At 57.0% G+C, this 21,514-nt stretch carries 19 protein-coding genes and 1 tRNA gene; 16 read left to right on the top strand and 4 right to left on the bottom strand.

Going from position 1 to position 21,514, the window contains the following annotated elements; genetic code table 11:
- Positions 1-25 precede the first annotated feature (25 nt).
- Complete coding sequence (locus tag CVE23_RS15270; protein ID WP_038919737.1) at positions 26-1,465, bottom strand: NAD-dependent succinate-semialdehyde dehydrogenase; 1,440 nt, start codon at positions 1,463-1,465, stop codon at positions 26-28.
- A 120-nt stretch (positions 1,466-1,585) separates the two neighbouring features.
- Between CVE23_RS15270 and CVE23_RS15265 the strand changes: the two genes are divergently transcribed.
- Positions 1,586-2,530: a LysR family transcriptional regulator gene (locus CVE23_RS15265; RefSeq protein ID WP_100849845.1), complete on the top strand. Its 945-nt coding sequence runs from the start codon at positions 1,586-1,588 to the stop codon at positions 2,528-2,530.
- 274 nt (positions 2,531-2,804) lie between these two features.
- Here the strand turns inward: CVE23_RS15265 and CVE23_RS15260 are convergent.
- Positions 2,805-2,881, bottom strand: a tRNA-Arg gene (locus CVE23_RS15260).
- A 335-nt stretch (positions 2,882-3,216) separates the two neighbouring features.
- Here CVE23_RS15260 and CVE23_RS15255 point away from each other — a divergent pair.
- On the top strand, positions 3,217-5,661 hold the full coding sequence (locus tag CVE23_RS15255) for a DUF3772 domain-containing protein (protein WP_100849844.1): 2,445 nt from the start codon (positions 3,217-3,219) through the stop codon (positions 5,659-5,661).
- A gap of 93 nt (positions 5,662-5,754) precedes the next feature.
- Here CVE23_RS15255 and CVE23_RS15250 read toward each other — a convergent pair whose 3' ends face one another.
- Entirely contained in the window at positions 5,755-6,615 is an 861-nt protein-coding gene (locus tag CVE23_RS15250) for a D-amino-acid transaminase (protein WP_100849843.1), read from the bottom strand.
- A 417-nt stretch (positions 6,616-7,032) separates the two neighbouring features.
- Here CVE23_RS15250 and alaC point away from each other — a divergent pair, with 417 nt between their 5' ends.
- Together alaC and outS are read left to right on the top strand one after the other, a co-directional pair.
- Positions 7,033-8,274: an alanine transaminase gene (gene alaC / locus CVE23_RS15245; RefSeq protein ID WP_038919725.1), complete on the top strand. Its 1,242-nt coding sequence runs from the start codon at positions 7,033-7,035 to the stop codon at positions 8,272-8,274.
- 155 nt (positions 8,275-8,429) lie between these two features.
- Positions 8,430-8,831 (top strand): GspS family T2SS pilot lipoprotein variant OutS, encoded by a 402-nt coding sequence (gene outS / locus CVE23_RS15240; protein ID WP_038919724.1) that lies wholly within the window; start codon positions 8,430-8,432, stop codon positions 8,829-8,831.
- Between the two features lie 34 nt (positions 8,832-8,865).
- Here outS and gspB read toward each other — a convergent pair whose 3' ends face one another.
- On the bottom strand, positions 8,866-9,486 hold the full coding sequence (gene gspB, locus CVE23_RS15235; protein ID WP_049853677.1) for a type II secretion system assembly factor GspB: 621 nt from the start codon (positions 9,484-9,486) through the stop codon (positions 8,866-8,868).
- 135 nt (positions 9,487-9,621) lie between these two features.
- Between gspB and CVE23_RS15230 the strand changes: the two genes are divergently transcribed.
- From CVE23_RS15230 to gspM, 12 genes are all read left to right on the top strand, one after another.
- Positions 9,622-9,948 carry a hypothetical protein gene (locus CVE23_RS15230; protein WP_100849842.1) on the top strand — a complete coding sequence of 109 codons (327 nt, stop codon included), beginning with the start codon at positions 9,622-9,624 and terminating at the stop codon, positions 9,946-9,948.
- A gap of 879 nt (positions 9,949-10,827) precedes the next feature.
- Positions 10,828-11,646, top strand: coding sequence for a type II secretion system protein GspC (gene gspC / locus CVE23_RS15220; RefSeq protein ID WP_038919720.1), 819 nt, complete (start codon positions 10,828-10,830; stop codon positions 11,644-11,646).
- Between the two features lies 1 nt (position 11,647).
- Positions 11,648-13,777, top strand: coding sequence for a type II secretion system secretin GspD (gene gspD, locus CVE23_RS15215; RefSeq protein WP_038919718.1), 2,130 nt, complete (start codon positions 11,648-11,650; stop codon positions 13,775-13,777).
- Positions 13,774-15,270, top strand: a complete 1,497-nt coding sequence (gene gspE, locus CVE23_RS15210) for a type II secretion system ATPase GspE (RefSeq protein WP_100849841.1) — start codon at positions 13,774-13,776, stop codon at positions 15,268-15,270. Before gspD ends, gspE begins: the two co-directional genes overlap by 4 nt.
- Position 15,271: 1 nt before the next feature.
- Positions 15,272-16,498: a type II secretion system inner membrane protein GspF gene (gspF, locus tag CVE23_RS15205; protein WP_038667254.1), complete on the top strand. Its 1,227-nt coding sequence runs from the start codon at positions 15,272-15,274 to the stop codon at positions 16,496-16,498.
- 34 nt (positions 16,499-16,532) lie between these two features.
- On the top strand, positions 16,533-16,994 hold the full coding sequence (gene gspG / locus CVE23_RS15200) for a type II secretion system major pseudopilin GspG (protein ID WP_038667257.1): 462 nt from the start codon (positions 16,533-16,535) through the stop codon (positions 16,992-16,994).
- A gap of 2 nt (positions 16,995-16,996) precedes the next feature.
- Positions 16,997-17,536: a type II secretion system minor pseudopilin GspH gene (gene gspH / locus CVE23_RS15195; protein WP_038919715.1), complete on the top strand. Its 540-nt coding sequence runs from the start codon at positions 16,997-16,999 to the stop codon at positions 17,534-17,536.
- 3 nt (positions 17,537-17,539) lie between these two features.
- A complete protein-coding gene (gene gspI, locus CVE23_RS15190) occupies positions 17,540-17,917 on the top strand; it encodes a type II secretion system minor pseudopilin GspI (protein WP_038667263.1) in 378 nt (125 codons plus the stop codon).
- Positions 17,914-18,654, top strand: coding sequence for a type II secretion system minor pseudopilin GspJ (gene gspJ, locus CVE23_RS15185; protein ID WP_100849840.1), 741 nt, complete (start codon positions 17,914-17,916; stop codon positions 18,652-18,654). The genes gspI and gspJ overlap by 4 nt, the downstream gene beginning before the upstream one ends.
- Positions 18,651-19,727: a type II secretion system minor pseudopilin GspK gene (gspK, locus tag CVE23_RS15180; protein ID WP_038919712.1), complete on the top strand. Its 1,077-nt coding sequence runs from the start codon at positions 18,651-18,653 to the stop codon at positions 19,725-19,727. The genes gspJ and gspK overlap by 4 nt, the downstream gene beginning before the upstream one ends.
- Entirely contained in the window at positions 19,724-20,926 is a 1,203-nt protein-coding gene (gene gspL / locus CVE23_RS15175; protein WP_038919711.1) for a type II secretion system protein GspL, read from the top strand. Before gspK ends, gspL begins: the two co-directional genes overlap by 4 nt.
- Entirely contained in the window at positions 20,923-21,411 is a 489-nt protein-coding gene (gspM, locus tag CVE23_RS15170) for a type II secretion system protein GspM (RefSeq protein WP_038919710.1), read from the top strand. Before gspL ends, gspM begins: the two co-directional genes overlap by 4 nt.
- The last annotated feature ends 103 nt before the right edge of the window (positions 21,412-21,514 follow it).

Genomic DNA, 21,514 nt, shown 5'->3' with positions numbered 1-21,514 from the left:
TTGGTGATTCGGGTCAGGTTATGCATCAAATCTGGCTGATGAATTTGTTGGTCAGATAGTGTCCAATCCCTTCGGTGCCCCCTTCAGAGCCATGACCGCTTTCCTTCATTCCCCCAAAGGGCAGTTCCGTCGCGATGATGCGGTACTGATTGATGCCGATCATGCCGGCTTCCAGACCGTCCCCCACATCCATTGCGGTGCGTGCGTCACGGGTAAAGGCATAGGCAGACAGGGCATAGGGCAGGCGATTCGCCTCCGCCAGACCATCTGTCAGGGTATCGAACGGCATCAGGACCGCGATTGGGCCAAACGGCTCTTCATGCAGGATGCGGGCGTTCATCGGGACGTTGGCGAGCACCGTTGGCTCAAAGAAAAAGCCGGGGCGATCAATACGTTTCCCACCTGTCAGTACCTTCGCGCCCCGTTCCACCGCATCAGCAACCAGCGATTCCATCTTTTCCAACTGGCGCTGATTGGCCAGTGGGCCGACCTGCGTTTTGGCGTCCATGCCGTCACCGATAATCAGTTTCTCCGTTGCGCTAACAAAGCGCTCGGCGAAGCGATCATAGGATGCGCGCTGGATTAAAAAGCGGGTTGAGGATATACAGATCTGCCCGGTTCCACGGAACCGGTTGGCGACCCCGCCATCCGCGGCAGCGTCGATATCGGCATCGTCAAAGACCAGCACCGGGCCATGTCCGCCGAGTTCCAGGGTAATCGGCTTCACACCCGCCGCCGCCCGCTCGGACAGCAAACGGCCCACAGGTACCGAGCCGGTGAAGGCGACTTTGCGGATGATCGAAGAGGCAATGAGCTGGGATGAGACCTTATCTGGTACACCGAATACGACCTGCAGAACCCCTTTGGGAAGGCCCGCGTCATCAAGGCAACGGGCCAGCGCCAGGGCGGTTGCCGGGCTTTCCTCGCCGGGCTTCAGAATGACGCTGCAGCCTGCCGCCAGCGCCGCAGAGAGTTTTCGGGCCGGCGTTATCGCCGGGAAATTCCAGGGGGTAAACGCGGCTACAGGGCCAATGGCCTGTCTTTTAACCAGTTGCTGCACGCCGGGGCGATTCGCCGGTACCACGCGCCCGTCGATACGACGGGCTTCTTCTGCAAACCATTCAAAGTAATCGGCCGCGCGCAGCACCTCATCACGGCTTTCCGACAGCGGCTTGCCTTCTTCCTGGGTCATCTGGGCGGCAATGAGTTCCGCACGTTCGCGCATCAATGCCGCAGCATCTTTCATTATTTGCGCACGTTCGGCCGGTACTGTGCGACGCCATACTTCAAATCCCTCTTGGGCGCTATCCAGTGCGTTATTCAAATCAGCCGTGGTGGCCAGCGGCAGTCGCCCCAGCGCATCCCCCGTAGCCGGATTAATGACGGAGACGGTATCGCGGTTGCCGGCTTCCAGCCAGTCGCCATTAATAAATAGGTAGAGCGGATCATAGGTGGTGGTTTTCATATTTTCTTTCCCGGTTCGATGATGTCTGTAGGTGAACTTGCTGTGGGAAGAATATTAAGATTGGGGGAACTGACTGATAAGATGGCTTCTCCCCACAACAGCTATGCAGGAAATGCACAGATGCAGTCAGAGAAATTCGCCGAGTTCCTGAGCGTTTTTGTTGATGTCGCGCGCGAGAACAGTTTTTCTGGAGCCGGTCGTCGTCGTGGACGCACCCCTTCCTCGATCGGCCGCCAGATTGATGCGCTTGAGGCGCATCTTGATACGCCGTTGTTTCTGCGCTCAACCCGACATCTTACGCTGACGGATGCCGGCGAAGCGTTGCTGATCCGGGCAAGACAAATACTGGATTCACTGGCGGACGCACAGCAGGAGCTGGCCTCGATGAAAGGCGCCGTTACGGGCATTTTGCGGGTGGCGTGCTATCCGACATTCGGCAAACGCTACGTACTTCCCGTCATGGCGCAACTGACGCAGCAGCATCCTGATTTAAGGCTGGAACTGGATTTGACGGAACGGCTGGCAGACCCGGTTGCTGAGCGGCTGGATCTGGTTATCCGCATCGGTGATATGGCCGACAGCACCCTGATAGGCAGTCGCATCGGTACACAGACCCGGGTGCTGTGCGCCAGCCCGGCGTATCTGGCAAAGGCGGGAGTACCCGCCACGCCAGAGGAGATGTCGACGCATCGCCTGATCGATAAACTTCACGGTTCTGACCTGCTAAACTGGGCCAGTGTGCTGGGGCAGCCGGTACGCGCAGCTGGCTTTCCCCCGATGTTCGGTTGTGATGATTTTGACGCCATGCGACTGGCGGCAGTGGCGGGGATCGGTATCGCCTGGCTACCGGACTGGGTGGTTGGTCCGGATATCAAAGCGGGTCTTCTGACACAGCTGTTCCCGGCGTTGTGCCTGCAACCACAGGCATCGACGGGTATTTACGCATTACGCGCACTGAGAAATCCGCCAGCCCGCGTAACGGTTTTCCTTGATGCGTTGAGGGCCTATATCGGTCAGCCGAATACCTGGTCACTGACTGATTCGGTTGGCATCTGTGCTGAATGAGCCGTAAGTCCATCCAGAAACGTGATGCAGAACGTAAGCCTTATCGGCGTATTTAGTGGCATCCGGTAGAAGGGGAGGTCAGTCCACTCTGTGACGGCTCTGTTAGTAAACGCTGTCAAAGAACAACAGAAGACGATAGATAAGCTGATTACGCGGGTAGTTGCGCTGGAGTCTGCTAAATCATCTTGATAATCAATGTTTTCATTACAGCACCCGTTAGAGCACCTGTTGATATTGAAAAGTCGTAGCGATTAGATGTAACTGATTGACGAGATGGTACGCCCTACAGGATTCGAACCTGTGACCTACGGCTTAGAAGGCCGTTGCTCTATCCAACTGAGCTAAGGGCGCCTTGATGGGATACAGTCGCTTGGCGATGTGGGCTGGATTATACCGGGCATCCCTGATGAGTCAATGAATTGGCGCGCGATTTGGACTGGTCGGCGAATCCCTGAACAACCTTCGTATAGCTCGCTGTTATTCCTGCAAATGAAGCCGGTACCTCGGAAGCGATCTCGTAAATCGGACAGTTTCGGCGATATCTGTTTGAGTTTTACCTCCATTGCTGAGTAAGTTATTAGCCATCTCGCCTGCGGGTATCGCTGCAGGTTTCTGTTTCATCCCAGGGCAACCGGCGTAGGAATTGCCGCACCGGTTGACGACAGTATCAAGGGCACGTTGGGTGTATGCGTAAAGGGCTACTCGGAATTTACGGTTGGATGCTGCTGGTGGCGCTGTTTGCCTTCAGTTCGGTAAGTATGGCCGCGACGGATCCTGCGCCGGATGGGCAGGAGGAAACCGCGGACAAGGTGAATGTGGATACCGAACTGCTAAAGCTGCAGAAACAGCTTGATGGCATCAAACAACAGGTGTCCGGCACCACCACTGACGCCAAACTTAATGTATTGAACGATACCACGCTGGAACTGGTCGCCAATGCGGATAAACTCGCCGGCATCCTGACGCCGATGCGTGCGCAATTGCAGGCGCAACTGGACGTTCTGGGGCCGGCGCCGCAGCCGCAGGCCGCCGTGAACGAAACCGCCGAGGTCACGCGTAAGCGCGCCACGCTTAACCAGCAGAAACAGAAACTGGATGCGCAGGCCAGTCAGGTGCAGGCGATAAAAACCGGGGCGGAGAACCTGTCGACGCAGATTCTGGCGCTGCGCCGGAATGCGCTGAAAAATCAACTGGCGCTCAACTCCGGCAGTATTCTTGGCAGCCGCTTTTGGTCACCCATTATCAAGCCGATGCAGGAAGACATCGAGCGGTTATCCGATTTGAAGGATGACCTGAGCGAGGCGTTTATTGCCGCCTGGCAACCCGGATGGCGTTACGGGTCGGCGTTTTTTCTGCTGCTGGCGGCGGCGCTGAGTACGGCGGGGCGAAAGCTACTGGAGAAATATCTGGCGCGGGCGGGCATTCATTTGCTGCCGGAAGGTCGTTTGAGACGCAGTTTTCTGGCTATCGCGGTGGTGTTTTCCACTGTGCTGACGATGGGGTTGGCGGTCCTGCTGGTGGATTATGTTTTCACTCGTCATGGCGATGTGACCGATCGTACCGAGGGATTCATGGAAAGCCTGGTCCGGCTGGTGGTGTTCTGTTCGATGATTTCCGGGCTTGGGCGGGCTTTTCTTTCCAATAAACGTCCGTCGTGGCGCCTGCCGGCGATTGCCAACCCGGTGGCGCGGGCGATGGAACCTTTCTCGATTATCGCCACCGGCTTTATCGTTGTTTTTGGGGTAATTGAGCAGATCAATACTGTCAGCGGCATTTCGGTGGGGGTGACGATAGTCGGCAACGGCCTGTCGTCGCTATTTCTGGCGCTGACATCCGGGGCGATAGCTCTGCGCAGCGATCAGATTCGCCGGCGTATGGTGGAAGCCGGCGAAACGCCTGAAGCGCGCTCAACCCTGTCGGGATTGATTCATCTGGCCGTACTGTTGACCACGCTGGCGGTGCTGGTGTCGCTGCTGATTGGCTATATCTCGCTGGCGCGTTTCCTGACGTATGAACTGGTGTGGGTCGGCATGGTGCTATCCCTGCTGTACCTGTCGACCACTTTTGTGGAAGACGTGTGTGAAAGCCTGTTTTCCCCGGCTTTTGCCAGCGGACGGCAGATCAAACGAACGTTGAATCTGGATGATCGTCATCTGGATCAGGCTGCGGCTATTTTGTCCGCCGGGTTGAAAGTGCTGTTGATTCTGATGGCCGTGGTAGCATTGCTGAATGGCACGTTTGGTTCGACCACGCCGGTTGATCTGGTGCAGAAAGCGGTGGAGATCTGGGGTGGGAAGGGTCTGGAATCCATCAGTATCGTCCCCGCCCATTTGGTTAATGCCGTGGTTCTGCTAGTTATCGGCATTTACAGCCTGCGCGTATCCCGCCGCTGGCTGGAGCACGAATTCTTTCCGAAAACTACGCTGGAAGCCGGTATCAAGGCCTCTCTGGTGACGTTGTATTCCAATATTGGTTACATCCTGATTATTCTGCTGACGCTGGCGACGCTGGGTATCGAGTGGAGCAAGCTGGCGTGGATTGTCAGCGCCCTGTCGGTCGGGATTGGTTTTGGTTTACAGGAGATCGTGAAGAACTTTATTTCCGGGCTGATTCTGCTGACTGAACGGCCAGTCAAAGTGGGCGATCTGGTTAACATCAGTGGTGTTGAGGGCGATATCCGGCGCATCAATGTGCGCGCTACGGAAATTCAGTTGGGGGACCGTTCTACGGTGATCGTGCCCAACTCCCAGTTTATTTCACAGAATGTGCGCAACATTACTATGGGTAATCCGCAGGGGGTGGCGACACTGGCGCTGACCTTCCCATTGGATATTGATCCGGATGTGGTTAAAAACATTCTGCTGGATGCCTACTACGCGCATGAAAAAATTCTGGAAACCCCGGCGCCGTCGGTGATGTTCAGCCAACTGACCCCAAATGGCATGGTGCTCAGCGTGACCGGGTATGTAGGCAGCCCGCGCATGGTGGCGTCGGCCAAAAGCGATCTGTTGTTCGATATCATCAAACGCCTGAGAACAGAGAATATTCCGTTGGCGGTGCCGCAGAAAATGGTGCTGGAAAGCAATGTAGATGTTGCTGCGTTGCAGGCGGATGCGTTGCCCAGACAGTAAAAACGGTTGCTGTGTGCGTGCAACACATCACGGCAAACAGAAGCAGACCGGCTTTCATGCTTGGATGACGAGCCGGCCCGCAACGTGAGTGGGTTAACGTGTCTGCGCGTGGGCCATCTCGATGTAGATGTCGCGCAGGCAGCGTGTGACCGGACCTGGCTTGCCGTCACCTACCTGACGACCGTCGATTTTCACGACCGGCAAGACAAATGAGGTAGCGGAAGTGATGAAGATCTCCCGCGCCTGCCAGGCTTCTTCCGGTGTGAACGGGCGTTCTTCTACAGCAATCTGCTGTTGCTCGGCCAGTTTCAGCAGGGACTGACGGGTAATGCCGTGCAGGATGTCGTGGCTCAGCGGACGGGTAACGACGGTATTGTTTTCCAGCACGATATAGCAGTTGCAGGAGGTGCCTTCGGTGACAAAACCGTTTTCGACTAACAGCGCATCGTCTGCCTGATGGGCGTGGGCGTACTCTTTCGCCATACAGGCGGCCAGCAGGCTGACCGTTTTGATATCGCGGCGATGCCAGCGGATATCCGGGCAGGTGACTACGGACAACCCGGTGTCGGCTTTAGGATGATTGATGAGCGGACGATCCTGGGTGAACAGGACCAGCGTCGGTCTGACCTCGGCCGATGGAAAGTAGAAATCGCGATCGCCGCCGTTGCCGCGGCTGAGCTGAAGGTAAATCGAGCCTTCCTGCAGGTGGTTTCGTTCAATCAGTTGCTGGTGGATGGTTTTAAGGTCATCGATCGACACCGGCAGAGATAAGGATAGCTCGCGACAGGAACGTTGCAGCCGCACCAGATGCGCATCCAGATCGACCAACCCGCTATTGATGACGGACGTCACCTCATAGACGGCGTCGGCAAACAGAAAACCGCGATCGAACACCGAAATGGTGGCTTGAGATTCCGGCAGGTACTGACCATCAACATAAACACTGCGCTGCATGACAACACTCCTTAATGATGTCGGGCATAAAAACCATGCCGCACTGCCGTATTGATGGGAGGCAATGGCTTCAGGCATGAAAGAAAATTCAGGAATCGGACGGGCAGTTCTGCCGGCAGCAGTCGGAGGCATTGGGGGCAAAGATTGTCGCGCGTCGTAACCGCGCATAAAGATACTGATTTCTTTGATTGGGTGAAAGAGCGTTGCAACAGTCTGTCACAGGAAAAAGGCGGCAAAGAGACGTCGGCGGCGGTTAACCTTGACGCCTCATCAGCAAGCTGAAATGTGGGTGACAAAAAATAATCGCCAGGCGATCTCGACAAGTCTCTGCCAACTGGGATAGGGTGAATAACGGTCCGTTTTGCGGGCCAGGCGTCGCTCGGACGGTCCGGGCGCTCACGTTATCCTGAGGATCCTATGGCTGATTTTAATTCTCCGCGCCGTTTCTCGCGCATCGAACGTCTCCCCCCTTATGTTTTTAATATCACTGCTGAGCTGAAAATGGCCGCCCGTCGTCGGGGTGAGGACATTATTGATTTCAGCATGGGTAACCCGGATGGCCCCACGCCGCCGCACATTGTCGAAAAACTGTGTACGGTGGCCCAGCGTGAAGACACCCACGGTTACTCCACATCGCGCGGTATTCCCCGGTTGCGCCGGGCGATTTCCCGCTGGTATGCCGATCGCTATCAGGTGGATATTGATCCGGAAAGCGAAGCGATTGTCACCATCGGCTCCAAAGAAGGTCTGGCGCATCTGATGCTGGCGACGCTCGATCACGGCGACACCGTGCTGGTGCCCAACCCCAGTTATCCGATCCACATCTATGGCGCGGTGATTGCCGGCGCACAGGTGCGTTCGGTGCCGCTGGTTGACGGCGTTGATTTCTTCAACGAGCTGGAGCGGGCGATCCGCGAAAGTATTCCCAAGCCTAAGATGATGATTCTGGGCTTTCCGTCAAACCCGACCGCACAGTGCGTGGAGCTGGATTTTTTTGAGCGGGTCGTGGCGCTGGCCAAACAGTACGGGGTGCTGGTGGTGCATGATCTGGCGTATGCCGACATCGTTTACGATGGCTGGAAAGCGCCGTCGATTATGCAGGTTCCCGGCGCCAAAGAGATCGCGGTGGAGTTCTTTACGCTGTCGAAGAGCTACAACATGGCGGGCTGGCGCATCGGTTTCATGGTTGGTAACCCGGAGCTGGTGAGCGCCCTGGCACGTATCAAGAGTTATCACGACTATGGTACGTTCACGCCGTTGCAAGTGGCGGCGATTGCTGCGCTGGAAGGCGATCAGCAGTGCGTGCGCGATATTGCCGAGCAGTACCGTCAGCGTCGTAATGTGCTGGTGCGCGGTCTGCATGAAGCTGGCTGGATGGTGGATGAACCGAAGGCGTCGATGTATGTGTGGGCGAAGATTCCGGACGCCTACGCCCATCTGGGGTCGCTGGAGTTCGCCAAGCGCCTGCTGGCGGAAGCGAAAGTCTGCGTATCGCCCGGTATTGGATTCGGCGATTACGGCGACACGCACGTGCGTTTCGCATTGATTGAAAATCAGGATCGCATTCGGCAGGCGGTGCGCGGCATCAAAGCCATGTTCCGGGCTGACGGGGTGTTGTCCGGCAATAACTTGTTGTCCGGCAGTAAAAAGGGCGAGTAAGCCTGTCGGGTGCACTTGCAGAAATATTTTTCTGATGGTTTGATCACGCAGTCCTTTGCCGCCGCTTGTGGCGGCAAAGGGATAATGATTTGCTAAGCGGATGTCCAATCCGGGCATCCCAGAGATGGAACTTAATTAATAAGACGAGTCGAGTCATGCATGTATCTTCGCTAAAAGTGGTCCTTTTTGGTGTCTGTTGCCTGAGTCTGGCTGCCTGTCAGGCACCGGCGCCGGTGAAAAACACCGCTTCCCGCAGTGCGGCCAGCGTGCCGGCTAATGAGCAAATCAGCCAGTTGGCGTCATTGGTGGCGGCCAGTAAATACCTTCGGGTGCAGTGTGAGCGCAGCGATTTGCCGGATGACGGCACCATCCTGAGAACGGCGGTGAACGTGGCGGCGCAAAAAGGCTGGGATACCAGTCGCTATCAATCTTTGCCGCAATTGAGCGAGAACCTGTATCAGGGGCTGTTGAAAGACGGCACGCCGAAAGCGACGCAGTGCTCTTCATTCAATCGCGCCATGACGCCGTTTCTTGACGCCATGCGCACCGTCCGCTAAGAGAGAAGCAACTGCATGATGTGCAGTTGCTGTGTTATTTCTTCGTTGTTCTGACCGTTTTTTCCGGTTTTGACGTCGGCTCCGGGTCATTGACCTGTGCGGCGTCAGCGCCCGGTTTCCCGCCCGGCCAATCCTGTAACGAATCCAGAATGAACGCTTCGCCGTTAAAGCTGAAGATCACCATATCCTGCTCAATCTGCTCGATCACTAACCCCTGATACGGGCTGTCGCCTTCCCGGTAGCGTTCTCCGTTCAGGGTCACGCTGCGTTTGTCCGGATCAGATGTATAGACATGCGCGCTGAAAGCGATATAAGGCAGCTCACCGGGTTTGGCCGTTTGCCAGCCGACCGCGGATTTTAGCGGCTTATCTTCCGCTGCGGCATCTGGCGAGGTCGCGGTTTCCCTGTTATCCGTAGCGGCCTGAGGCGGGGGCGTAGCCTCGGCGACTGTTGCTGTTGCAGGCGCGACGATCTTGATCGGCGGGGCGGCAATTGCCGCAGTGGGGACTGAAAGCGAAGGAGGGCTGACATCCGCCCAGCGTTGATGACCAAACCAACCCAGCGCGAACAGCAGCAGCGCGTAGACAACCAGCAAATAACCGGGGATGCGGTAACCGGTCTGGATTGATGATGTCACTTCCGGTGTTTTTTTCACGTTTTACCTCAAACGTTATACAACCTGACGCTCATCCTGAGCGCACCATTACAGATCTTGACGGAGCGTCTGATGCCTCATTTTTCAGGGAATGAGAAGGAATAATCAACGTTTCATCCCATTTATGTGACCTGAATGCCATTTCGACAACATTCTATTACGCTGATCATTAATGCCGGTAAAACTTTGAGGCTGGTCGCAAAAAAAAACCGGCAATATGTTTTAATGAAACGGCGTTTTACTATCATAATGCCGCTGTTTCTGTTTGCCAGTGTGCAAAGAGGCGGTAGTGACAACGGCAGAACGGGTATCGGCATTGGTGCAGGTAGAGCATGGCTAAAGGTGTGTGGCAAACATACTATCATCCCATTGCTCAATGGTCGCAACGCAATTATACCAGTGCGTGTGCGTGAATACCGGCGTGATTGTGGTTGGATTAACGTACGGCAGGATGGCAAATAACGGTTGGTGATTAAATGAACCGTTATTAAATATTATTTGTGCGATGTTCGACTCGTTATCGTCCCGCATCCCGGCATAGATAACCGAGGCGTTAGAATTAAGGGACTATGCCTGTAGCTTGTACAGATAATAAGCGTAAGCTCGTTTATTGGGTAGATATACCCAAAATAATTCGAGTTGCAGGAAGGCGGCGACGCAGCGAATCCCCAGGCGCTTACATGAGTAAGTGACTGGGGTGAGTGAGGAAAGCCAACGCATCTGTAACTTGAAGTATGACGGGTATAAATGCCATTTATCGTGTGAATCGGTAATATCCACCATGATATGAAGTAAGTGTGTAAATGAGATGTAATTTTCTTGTGTCGCAGAATATTTTCCCGCTCCTGAGACGCAACGGTAAATGCGAGCATGGCCGATTGCGTCAGGCGTTTATCGGAAAATAGTGGGAAAAATGGTTGCTGACCGGGGGATTGTCTTGTCATTAACCTGAGTTATATTATTGGGCGTTTTAGCCTTATCCGGCACGGTGATATTGCGTGCAGATCGCCTGGCATAAACAGGAAACAGGATGCCTGTCAGCCAGTAACACGATTGCAGACAGGTTGAGTACATGCGTGACGTGACTGGCTGAAAACGGTCGGAACATGAATTTCATGCTGGCGCTCACGGCCTTTCCGGCGAATCGGTTGGCGAGAGAGTAATCCGTTATCCGGGCAGGCGGCTTATATGGCCGGTGCGGCATTAAGACAGCAACAATGCAGAAGCGTCGCTTTCAGGAATGGCTGCCATGCCCCCGAAAACCGGCGCTGTATGGCCCTTATTCCACGTTCGTGAACGTGGCAAGGATAATCGGCGAACACATAGGGATAATGTTTGCAGATGAATATCTCGAAACTGCCACCGCTATCTCCGTCTGTCATCAGACGGATTTTATTTTATCTGCTGATGCTGCTCTTTTGTCAGCAATTGGCCATGATCTTCTGGCGTATTGGTTTACCGGACAATGTGCCGGTCGCCAGCGTGCAGATTACCCCGGCACAGGCCAGACAGCAGCCTGTCACCCTGAATGATTTTACGTTATTCGGCGTTTCTCCCGAGAAAAATAAGACGGGCGCGCTGGATGCGTCGCAAATGAGCAATCTGCCTCCTTCTACGCTGAATCTTTCGCTGACCGGCGTTATGGCTGGCGACGACGATTCCCGTTCTATCGCCATCATCAGCAAAGACAACGAACAGTTCAGTCGCGGCGTCAATGAAGAGGTTCCCGGTTATAACGCCAGAATCGTATCGATCCGGCCGGATAAAGTGGTGCTGCAGTATCAGGGGCGTTATGAAGTGCTGGGATTATACGGTCAGGAGGATAACGGCCAGGACGGCGTCCCTGGCGCGCAGGTCAACGAGCAACTTCAGCAGCGCGCATCCACCACCATGAGCGATTACGTCTCTTTCTCCCCGATCATGAACGACAGCAAGCTGCAGGGCTACCGGTTGAATCCGGGGCCGAAGAGCGATTCATTCTACCGCGTCGGACTTCAGGATAACGACATGGCCGTTGCCCTGAACGGGTTGGATTTACGTGACGAAGAGCAGGCGAAAAAAGCCATGGAACGCATGGCTGATGTGCATAACTTTACCCTGACGGTGGAGCGGGATGGTCAGCGTCAGGATATTTATATGGAATTTGGGGGAGACGAGTAACGTGCTTGGCAAAGGGATCAAAAAAAGCTGGGGGTGGCTGGGGCTAACCGTTCTCCTGCTTGGCTCGCCGTGTGGCTGGGCTGCCGAATTTTCAGCCAGTTTCAAAGGAACCGATATTCAGGAGTTCATCAATACGGTCAGTAAGAACCTGAACAAAACGGTGATTATTGACCCGACGGTTCGCGGCACCATCAGCGTGCGCAGCTACGACATGATGAACGAAGGGCAGTATTACCAGTTTTTCCTTAGCGTGCTGGATGTGTATGGTTTTTCGGTGGTGCCGATGGATAACGGCGTATTGAAAGTCATCCGTTCCAAAGACGCTAAATCGTCTTCCATTCCGCTGGCTAATAACGAACAGCCGGGAATCGGCGACGAACTGGTGACCCGCGTGGTGCCGCTCAACAATGTGGCGGCACGTGATTTGGCTCCGTTGCTGCGTCAGCTCAACGATAACGCCGGCGCCGGCACCGTGGTGCATTATGAGCCGTCCAACGTGCTGCTGATGACCGGGCGCGCCGCGGTCATCAAACGTCTGGTGGATATCGTCAATACGGTGGATAAGACCGGCGATCGTGAAATGGTCACAGTCCCATTGACCTACGCATCGGCGGAAGACGTTGCCAAACTGGTGAACGATCTCAACAAGAGCGATGAGAAGAACGCGTTGCCAAGCACCATGCTGGCTAACGTGGTGGCGGATGGCCGCACCAACTCAGTGGTGGTGAGTGGTGAAGAAAACGCCCGTCAGCGTGCGGTGGAAATGATCCGCCAGCTGGATCGCAAACAGGTGGTGCAGGGCGGAACCAAGGTTATCTACCTCAAGTACGCCAAGGCGCTGGATCTGATTGAAGTGCTGGCCGGCAACGGCACCAGCGGCAACCGCAATTCGTCGTCGAATGCGTCGCGGCCGTCATCGCCGCGTTCCAGCAGCAGCTCAAACAGCAACAGCAACTCCGGTTCGTCCAGCAACTCGTCTTCCGGCAGTTCGTCTTCGTCGTCCAGCTCCAGTATGGGATTTGGCTCCGCGTTTGGTTCGACCAGCAGCTCGGGCGGCCGCACTATCACGATTCAGGGCAAAGAAGTGACGGTTCGCGCCCATGATCAGACCAACTCGCTGATCATTACCGCGCCGCCCGATATCATGCGGGACCTGGAGCAGGTGATCAATCAACTGGATATTCGCCGTCCGCAGGTACTGGTGGAAGCGATCATCGCCGAAATTCAGGATGCCGACGGGTTGAATCTGGGGATCCAGTGGGCCAACAAGCGTGCTGGCATGACCCAGTTCACCAACACGGGCATACCGATTTCAACGGCGGTGATCGGAACCGATCAGTTCCGCAGCGACGGTACGTTGACGACGGCGTATGCCAGCGCACTCAGCAGCTTCAACGGCATTACCGCCGGTTTTTATCGCGGCAACTGGTCAATGTTGCTGACCGCGCTGTCCAGCGACAGCAAAAACGATGTACTGGCGACGCCGAGCATTGTGACGCTGGATAACATGGAAGCGACCTTTAATGTGGGTCAGGAAGTGCCGGTACTGACCGGTTCGCAAACCACATCGGCCGATAACATTTTCAATACCGTCGAGCGTAAGACCGTCGGTATCAAGCTGCGGGTAAAACCGCAGATCAACGAAGGCGATTCGGTGTTGCTGCAAATTGAGCAGGAAGTCTCCAGCGTGGCGGACAGCAACAGTAGTACCAACAGTTCGCTGGGCGTGACTTTTAATACCCGCACCGTGAACAATGCGGTGATGGTCACCAATGGCGAAACTGTGGTCGTGGGCGGCCTGCTCGATAAAACCGCCGTTGAAACCAATAACAAGGTACCGTTGCTGGGCGATATTCCGTGGCTGGGCAGCCTGTTTCGTTCGAAAAGTCAGACGGTGAGCAAACGCAACCTGATGCTGTTTTTACGTCCGAGCATTATTCGTGACCCAAGACAGTTCCAGGAAGCGTCGATCAACAAATACCGTTCTTTCAACAATGAACAGCAGCAGCAACGCGGCGAAGGCAACGGCGTGCTGGACAACAATACCCTGCGTTTGTCCGGTGGCAACACGTACACCTTCCGTCAGGTACAATCGTCTATCTCCGCCTTTTATCAGCCGGAGGGGCGATGAGCGATCAGCCTGTCAACACGCCTGAACTGCGACCGGTGCTGCCGTTTGCCTTTGCCCGGGCGCAGCAGATTCTGTTGTTGCAGGATGAATCGGCTACGGCGGCGGAAGTGGTGTGCGTGCCCGACACGCCTGCGCCGGCGTTGCTGGAAGCGCGCCGGGTCGCCGGGGTGCCGTTGACGGTGAGTCAGGTCAGTCCGGAAGAGTTTGAGCGGCAACTGGTGATGCGCTATCAGCGCGATTCCGAAGAGGCGCGCCGCCTGATGGAGGACATCGGCAACGATATTGATTTCTACACGCTGGCGGAAGAGCTGCCGGACAGCGACGATTTGCTGGATGGCGAAGATGACGCGCCGATCATTCGACTGATCAACGCCATGCTCACCGAAGCCATCAAGCACAAGGCCTCGGATATCCATATCGAAACCTTTGAACGTCACCTGTTAATCCGGTTTCGTATCGATGGCGTGCTGCGGGAAATCCTGCGGCCGCAGCGTCAGCTGGCGTCATTGCTGGTTTCCCGTATCAAAGTTATGGCCAAGCTGGATATCGCCGAAAAGCGTGTCCCGCAGGATGGCCGCATGGCGCTGCGCATTGGCGGCCGCGCTATTGACGTGCGTGTGTCGACGCTGCCGTCCAACTACGGCGAGCGCGTCGTGTTGCGTCTGCTCGACAAGAACAGCGTCCGGCTGGATCTGGAAGCGTTGGGGATGGCCGAACACAACCGTCGCCAACTGGATATGTTGATCCACCGTCCGCACGGCATCATTCTGGTGACCGGGCCTACCGGCTCGGGGAAAAGTACCACCCTGTATGCGGCGCTGAGCCGTCTCAATTCCGCCGAACGCAACATTATGACGGTGGAAGACCCGATTGAATACGAGCTGGAAGGCATCGGGCAGACCCAGGTCAACCCTAAGGTCGATATGACCTTCGCCCGTGGTTTGCGCGCGATTCTGCGTCAGGACCCGGATGTGGTGCTGGTGGGGGAAATTCGTGACGGCGAAACCGCGCAGATCGCGGTACAGGCGTCGTTGACCGGCCATCTGGTGCTGTCCACGCTGCATACCAACAGCGCGCTGGGCGCGTTGTCCCGTCTGCAGGATATGGGTATCGAGCCGTTCCTGTTGTCCACATCGCTGTTGGGGGTGCTGGCGCAGCGGCTGGTACGTACGCTGTGCCCGTCCTGCCGTCAGCCTTATGTCCTCAACGACGAACAGGCGCAGCAGACCGGTCTGGTGGCGGGGACCACGCTCTACCATCCCGGCGGCTGCGAAAAGTGCAACTACAGCGGTTACCGCGGCCGTACCGGCATCCATGAACTGCTGCTGATCGACGATACGGTGCGCAACGCCATTCATCACGGCGAAAGTGAACTGGGTATCGCCCGGATGCTGGGCGACAAGCGGGTTACGATTCGTCAGGACGGGCTGGATAAGGTTCTGGCGGGCATCACCACCTGGGAAGAAGTGGTGCGTGTAACGAAAGAGGAATGACATGGCGCTGTTCCAGTATCAGGCATTGAACGCCCAGGGAAAGAAAAGTCAGGGCATGCAGGAAGCGGATTCTGCTCGTCACGCACGTCAGTTGCTGCGTGAAAAGGGACTGGTGCCGGTCAAAATTGAGGAACAGCGCGGCGAAGTGACTACCCGCAGCGGCTTCTCTCTGTCGTTGCGTCGTTCGCATCGCATTAGCGCCAGCGATCTGGCGTTGCTGACCCGTCAACTGGCGACGCTGGTGGCGGCGGCATTGCCGCTGGAAGAGGCGCTGGACGCCGTGGCGAAACAGAGCGAAAAGCCGAAGCTAAGCGCGCTGATGGCGGCGGTGCGCGCCAAAGTGGTGGAAGGGCATTCGCTGGCCGAGGCGATGGGCAATTTCCCCGGCAGTTTCGAGCGTCTGTATTGCGCTATGGTGGCGGCGGGCGAGGCATCCGGCCATCTGGATGCGGTGCTGAACCGGCTGGCGGATTACACCGAGCAGCGCCAGCAGATGCGCAGCCGTATCCAACAGGCGATGATTTATCCTTGCGTGTTGACCCTGGTGGCGATTTCGGTGGTGTCTATCCTGCTGTCCGCCGTGGTGCCCAAGGTGGTCGAACAGTTTATCCACATGAAGCAGGCGCTGCCGCTGTCCACGCGGTTGCTGATGGGCGTCAGCGACGCGGTGAGAGCCTATGGGCCTTGGGTGGTTTTATTGCTGGTGTTGGCGGTGATGGGGTTGCGCGTGTTGCTGCGGCAGGAAAAGCACCGTCTCGTCTTCCATCGGCGTTTGTTGTTCCTTCCCTTGATCGGGCGTATTGCACGGGGGCTTAACACCGCCCGTTACGCCCGCACCCTGAGCATTCTTAATTCCAGCGCCGTGCCGCTGTTACAGGCGATGCGCATCAGCGGCGATGTGCTGACCAACGATTACGCCCGCTTCCGGCTGGGGCAGGCGACCGATGCGGTGCGTGAAGGCGTGAGCCTGCACAAAGCGCTGGAGCAGACGTCGCTGTTTCCGCCGATGATGCGTCACATGATCGCCAGCGGCGAGCGCAGCGGCGAACTGGATGGCATGCTGACCCGCGCGGCGGATAATCAGGATCGCGAGTTCAGCGCCCAGATGACGCTGGCGCTGGGGTTGTTTGAACCGCTGCTGGTCGTCAGCATGGCCGGCATTGTGTTGTTTATCGTGCTGGCGATTCTCCAGCCGATCCTGCAGTTGAATACCCTGATGAGTATGTAGCGAAGATTGATACGTTTAATGAGGTAACGAAAAGATGGAACGACGTCAGCGAGGTTTTACCCTGTTGGAAATCATGGTGGTCATCGTCATTCTCGGCGTACTGGCCAGTCTGGTTGTCCCGAACCTGATGGGCAACAAAGAAAAAGCCGACAGGCAGAAAGCCATCAGCGACATAGTCGCGCTGGAGAGCGCGCTGGATATGTACAAGCTGGACAACAGCCGTTACCCGACGACTGAGCAAGGGCTGGGGGCGCTGGTGAAAAAACCGACCACGCCGCCGGAACCACGCAATTACCCCCAGGATGGTTATATCCGCCGCTTGCCGCAGGACCCGTGGGGCGCGGAATACCAGTTGGTCAGCCCCGGCCGTCACGGCAAGGTGGACGTGTTCTCCTACGGTCCGGATGGTATGCCGGATACGGATGACGACATCGGTAACTGGAATGTCGGCAACGGCGCGCACAACAACGGTAGTAACGGTAACGGGAACCCCTGATCGTGCGTCAGCGGGGATTTACGCTGCTGGAGATCATGCTGGTGGTGTTGCTGGCCGGTGTGGCCGCCACGCTGGTGATGATGGCGATTCCTGCGCCTAAGCAGCAGGACAGCGGCTGGCAAATCGCCCGCTTCAAGGCGCAACTGCAGTATGCGGTGGAGGACAGTCAGATGAATGACCATATTCTGGGCATTTATATTCAACCTCGCCGCTGGCAATACGCGTTGCTGCAACGTCAGGTGGTGGAGAATTCTCCGGAAGATCAGCAACGCCTGCGTTATGTCTGGGTACCCTGGCAGCCGTACCGGATGTCCTCGCCTAGCGAGTTACCGGATGGCTTTCAGATCGAGCTGTCCACGCAGGTGGGAGCCGCGGGGGATGGCGCCGGGTTTTCGCCGGGCAATGGCGACCCGCACATCCTGATCCTGCCGGGCGGCGAAGTCACGCCATTTCGTCTGACTTTGCACAATGGCAGTAGTTCCGCCTGGCTGCAGGTGGATACCAATGGTCGGGTGCAAACGTCGCCGGAAGCGGAGCAGTAAGGGATGAAACAGCAGGGAATGACGTTGCTCGAAGTGATGGTGGCGCTGGTGATTTTCGCGCTGGCCGGACTGACGGTGCTGAAAACGACCGCACAGCAGGCGAACGGGCTTGGTCGGCTGGAAGAGAAAACTTTTGCGCTCTGGATTGCGGAAAACCAGCAGGCGGCGATGCGGCTGGAAAAACAGTGGCCGCAGACGCAATGGGTAGACGGTGAAGTCAATTTTGCCGGCTCGCTCTGGTTCTGGCGTATTCAGGGCGTGGCAACGGCGGATACGCGAGTGCGCGCGGTAGATGTTGAAGTTCGTCATGAGCGCGACAGCCGGGCCGCCGATGCCGTATTGCGCAGCTATCAGGTTCAGCCGGGAGAACCCGCGCAGTGAAACGGCCAAACTGCGGATTTACCCTGCTGGAAGTGATGCTGGCGCTGGCGATTTTCGCCGCGCTCAGCCTGGCGGCTTCGCAGGTGATGAATGGTGTGATGCGCAACGACGAGGTTTCGGCGCGTAAAGAGGCTCGTCTGGCGGAGTTGCAACGGGCTTTCTCCCTGATGGAACGGGATTTTTCACAAATCGTTCCCCGCCGTAGTCAGGGCTATGAGCTGGGGTTTTACGCCGAACGCTATCAATTAAGCAGCGCCGACTGGGCGGTCAGTTTCATCCGCAATGGCTGGCTCAATCCGCTGGGTATTATGCCGCGTTCTGAACTGCAACGCGTTGGGTACCGCTTGCGCGGCGATACGCTGGAACGGCTGTTTTATGATTCTTCCGAGCCGCTGTCTACGCAGGAGGCGGCGATACGTCCGGTGTTAACCGGCGTGACCGGGTTTGTATTGCGCTTTTTCGGCAAGGATGGCTGGCAGGATCGCTGGGACGATCCGGCTCATCTGCCGCAGGGCATTACGATTGTCGTTACCTTGCGGGACTACGGTGAGATTACCCGCGTGTTCCTGGTGACGCCGCGCTATGTGGAGGCGCAGCGCAAGGGCGGCCCGAATGGCAATAATGGCGATGAGAACAAGGACGAGAACAATCAGGATCAGCCGCCGCAGGAAAATACCGATTCGTCCGGCGAGCAGAATCAGGCATCGCCGGACGACAACGGCGGAGGTGACTCATGAGTCGTCGGCAACGCGGCGTCGCCCTGTTGATTGTGATGCTGATGCTGGCGTTGATGGTCACCATCGCCGCGTCGATTACAGAGCGCAGCGGCAAGGCGTGGCAACGCACCAGCAATTTGCTCAACCGTACGCAGGCTCGCTGGTATGCGCTGGGCGCGGAGGCGTTGATTTCCAGTTCGCTGCAGCGTGACGCTCAGGCATCGCCGGAAAGCACCTTTATCGGTCAGCCCTGGTCGAAGGTGGATCACCAGATGATGGCGGATGGCAGCGAAATTCGTGCGCAGGTGCTGGACGGTCAGGCGTGTCTCAATCTTAACGCGCTCAGTCCGGCCAAAAAACCGATGCCCAATAGCGCATCCGGTAATAACAATAATGGTAATAACAATACCAACAGCAACGCCGGCAGCGGTAATACCGACACCAACAATCAAAGCCCGCCTTCCAAAGGCGGTAATCCTGAGCAGGGGCCTTATGCCGCTCAGGTATTTCGGCAGCTGCTGATGGTGCTGGGCGAAGATCCGAAGCAGGCCGAGCGCGTAACGGATGCGGTGCGCGACTGGATCGACGAGGATAGCGAACCGTTGATGAACGGCGCGGAAGACGACAGCTATGTCAACTTTCATCCCGGCAACCAGCGTATGACGGACGTCACGGAACTGCGGGCGGTCATGGGCGTGGATGCGGCGCTGTACCGCCGGTTGCTGCCTTATGTGTGCGTGTTGCCGGTGGACAAGCTGGTTGTCAACGTCAATACCCTGACGCCAGAGAGCGCGCCATTGCTGTCGGCGCTGTTCATGGGGGAGATGAGCGTGGAAGCGGCCGAGCGCGTTTTGCTGCAACGTCCGCCTCAGGGATGGCGCAATCTTAATGAATTTATGGGGCTGTCGCCACTGCCGGAAAACGCTAAAACCGGCGTCCGCCAGGTGCTGGCGATCAAGAGCGACTGGTTCTTCGCCGATATTCAGATACGGGTGGACGACAGTGAATTCTATCAACGCAGTCTGTTTCATCGTGGCAAGCAGATTGAGGTGGTACAACGTCAGTACGGGGGATATAGGACGGTGAACCCATGAACAGGGCCGAGAACGTCAGCGGCAAACAACAGCTGATTCTGCGGTTGTCCGCAGAGACTTCAGACAGCCTGGAATGGCTGATCTGGTCTGTCAGCCGCCACCAGACCCTGACGCAGGGCAACGGAACGCTGGAGCGTCTTCAGACGGTGCTGGCGGATTATCCGGTGATGTCGGTGCGGGTGCTGGTGCCGTCGACCGACGTCACGTTTCATAGCCTGTCGTTGCCGCGTCAGTCGCGCCGACAATTGCTGCAAGCCATTCCGTTTATGCTGGAAGAGCAGGTGGCGAGCGATATCGACCAACTGCATTTTGCCGTCATGGAGATGCAAGGGGATAACGCGACCGTCGCGGTGGTGCAGAAATCACGACTGCGGTCATGGCTGAACCTGTGTGAGACATTGGGCGTGCCGGTAGAGACGGTTGTGCCGGATGTGATGGCGCTGCCGCGAGCCGACAGCGCCTGGAGCGCCATCAGCCATCAGAATCTGTGGCTGTTCCGGTTGGATACCGGTATTGGCATGGCGGCGGAAGATAGCTGGTATCAGTCGCTGCTGGCCGGTTTTCAGCCGTTGCCCGCCGTGCACTGCTATAGCCCGGTGCCTGCGTCGGCTTTGACCTGGCAACCGCAACCGGTGACGGATTTGCTGACGCTGGCCGCGCAGGCCAGCCTGCCGATGAGTATGGATCTGCGACAGGGCGAATACGCGCCAGTGAAACCCTGGAAACAGGCGGTACTGCCGTGGCGCAATGTGCTGATCGCCTTGTTCGCCTGGCTGCTGCTGGTGCTGGGCGAGTCGGTCTGGACCCATTACCAGTTGTATCGTCAGGCGGATTACTGGCGTCAGGAGAGTGTGCGGATGTACCGCAAACTGTTTCCGGACGAGAAACAGGTGGTGAACCCGCGTGCGCAGATGCAACGTCATTTGCAGGAGGCGCGTTCCGGCATGAGCGGCTTTGCGCTGACGGAACAGATGAACCGGTTGCAGCAATTGGTGGCGCAGAATGACGGCGTGTCGCTGCAATCGCTATCGTACGATCGCAGCCGTGATGAACTGCGCCTCAGCCTGCGTGCGACGTCTTATGCGCAGATGGAACAGTTCCGCCAGCAGGCTCAGGCCTATTTCCAGATCCCGCCGGGTGAAATGAAGCAGGAAAAAGACCATGTGGAAGGCCAGTTAACCCTGAGGAGTCAGCCATGAATGAATTGCGTCGTCGCTGGCAGATAATGAGCCAGCGCGAACGGATGATGACGCTGGCGTGCGGCGGTCTGGTGCTGTTGTGCCTGCTGTATTATTTGTGCTGGGCGCCGTGGCAGGAGCAGGCGCGGCAGTGGCGGATGACTATTGACCGCGAGCGCCAGACCGTGCGCTGGATGCAGCAACAGGCGCCGCGTTTGCCGCCGACGGAGGGCGCGCGGCGGCAGATCGCCGGGCGGGACATCAGCCTGACGGTGCTGGTGCCGCAAAGCGCGGCCCGCTACGGCATCACCGTGCTGCGTATGCAGCCGCAGGAGTCGCAGGTGTCGGTGACGCTGGCCCGTAGCGATTTCAACAATCTATTGCACTGGCTGGCAGAACTGGAACAGAAAAACGGCGTGATCACCCAGGGACTGGATGTCACGGCAGTTCCCAACAGCGCCGGCATGGTGGAGGTGACCCGGTTGTCGCTGGAGCGGGTGCTGTAACCGGCAAAACGGTCAGCCTGCCTGACGCTAAACGGCAGGCTGGGCTTGATGCCGCCGCCGACAATCAACCAGTCTGCGCGCCGGCGCGCAAAAAACGATGTCT

The organism is Dickeya fangzhongdai (assembly GCF_002812485.1).
In the GTDB taxonomy this organism is placed as follows: Bacteria; Pseudomonadota; Gammaproteobacteria; order Enterobacterales; family Enterobacteriaceae; genus Dickeya; species Dickeya fangzhongdai.
The sequence above is the reverse complement of the archived record's forward strand: the minus strand, read 5'-3'. Positions and strand labels throughout refer to the sequence as shown.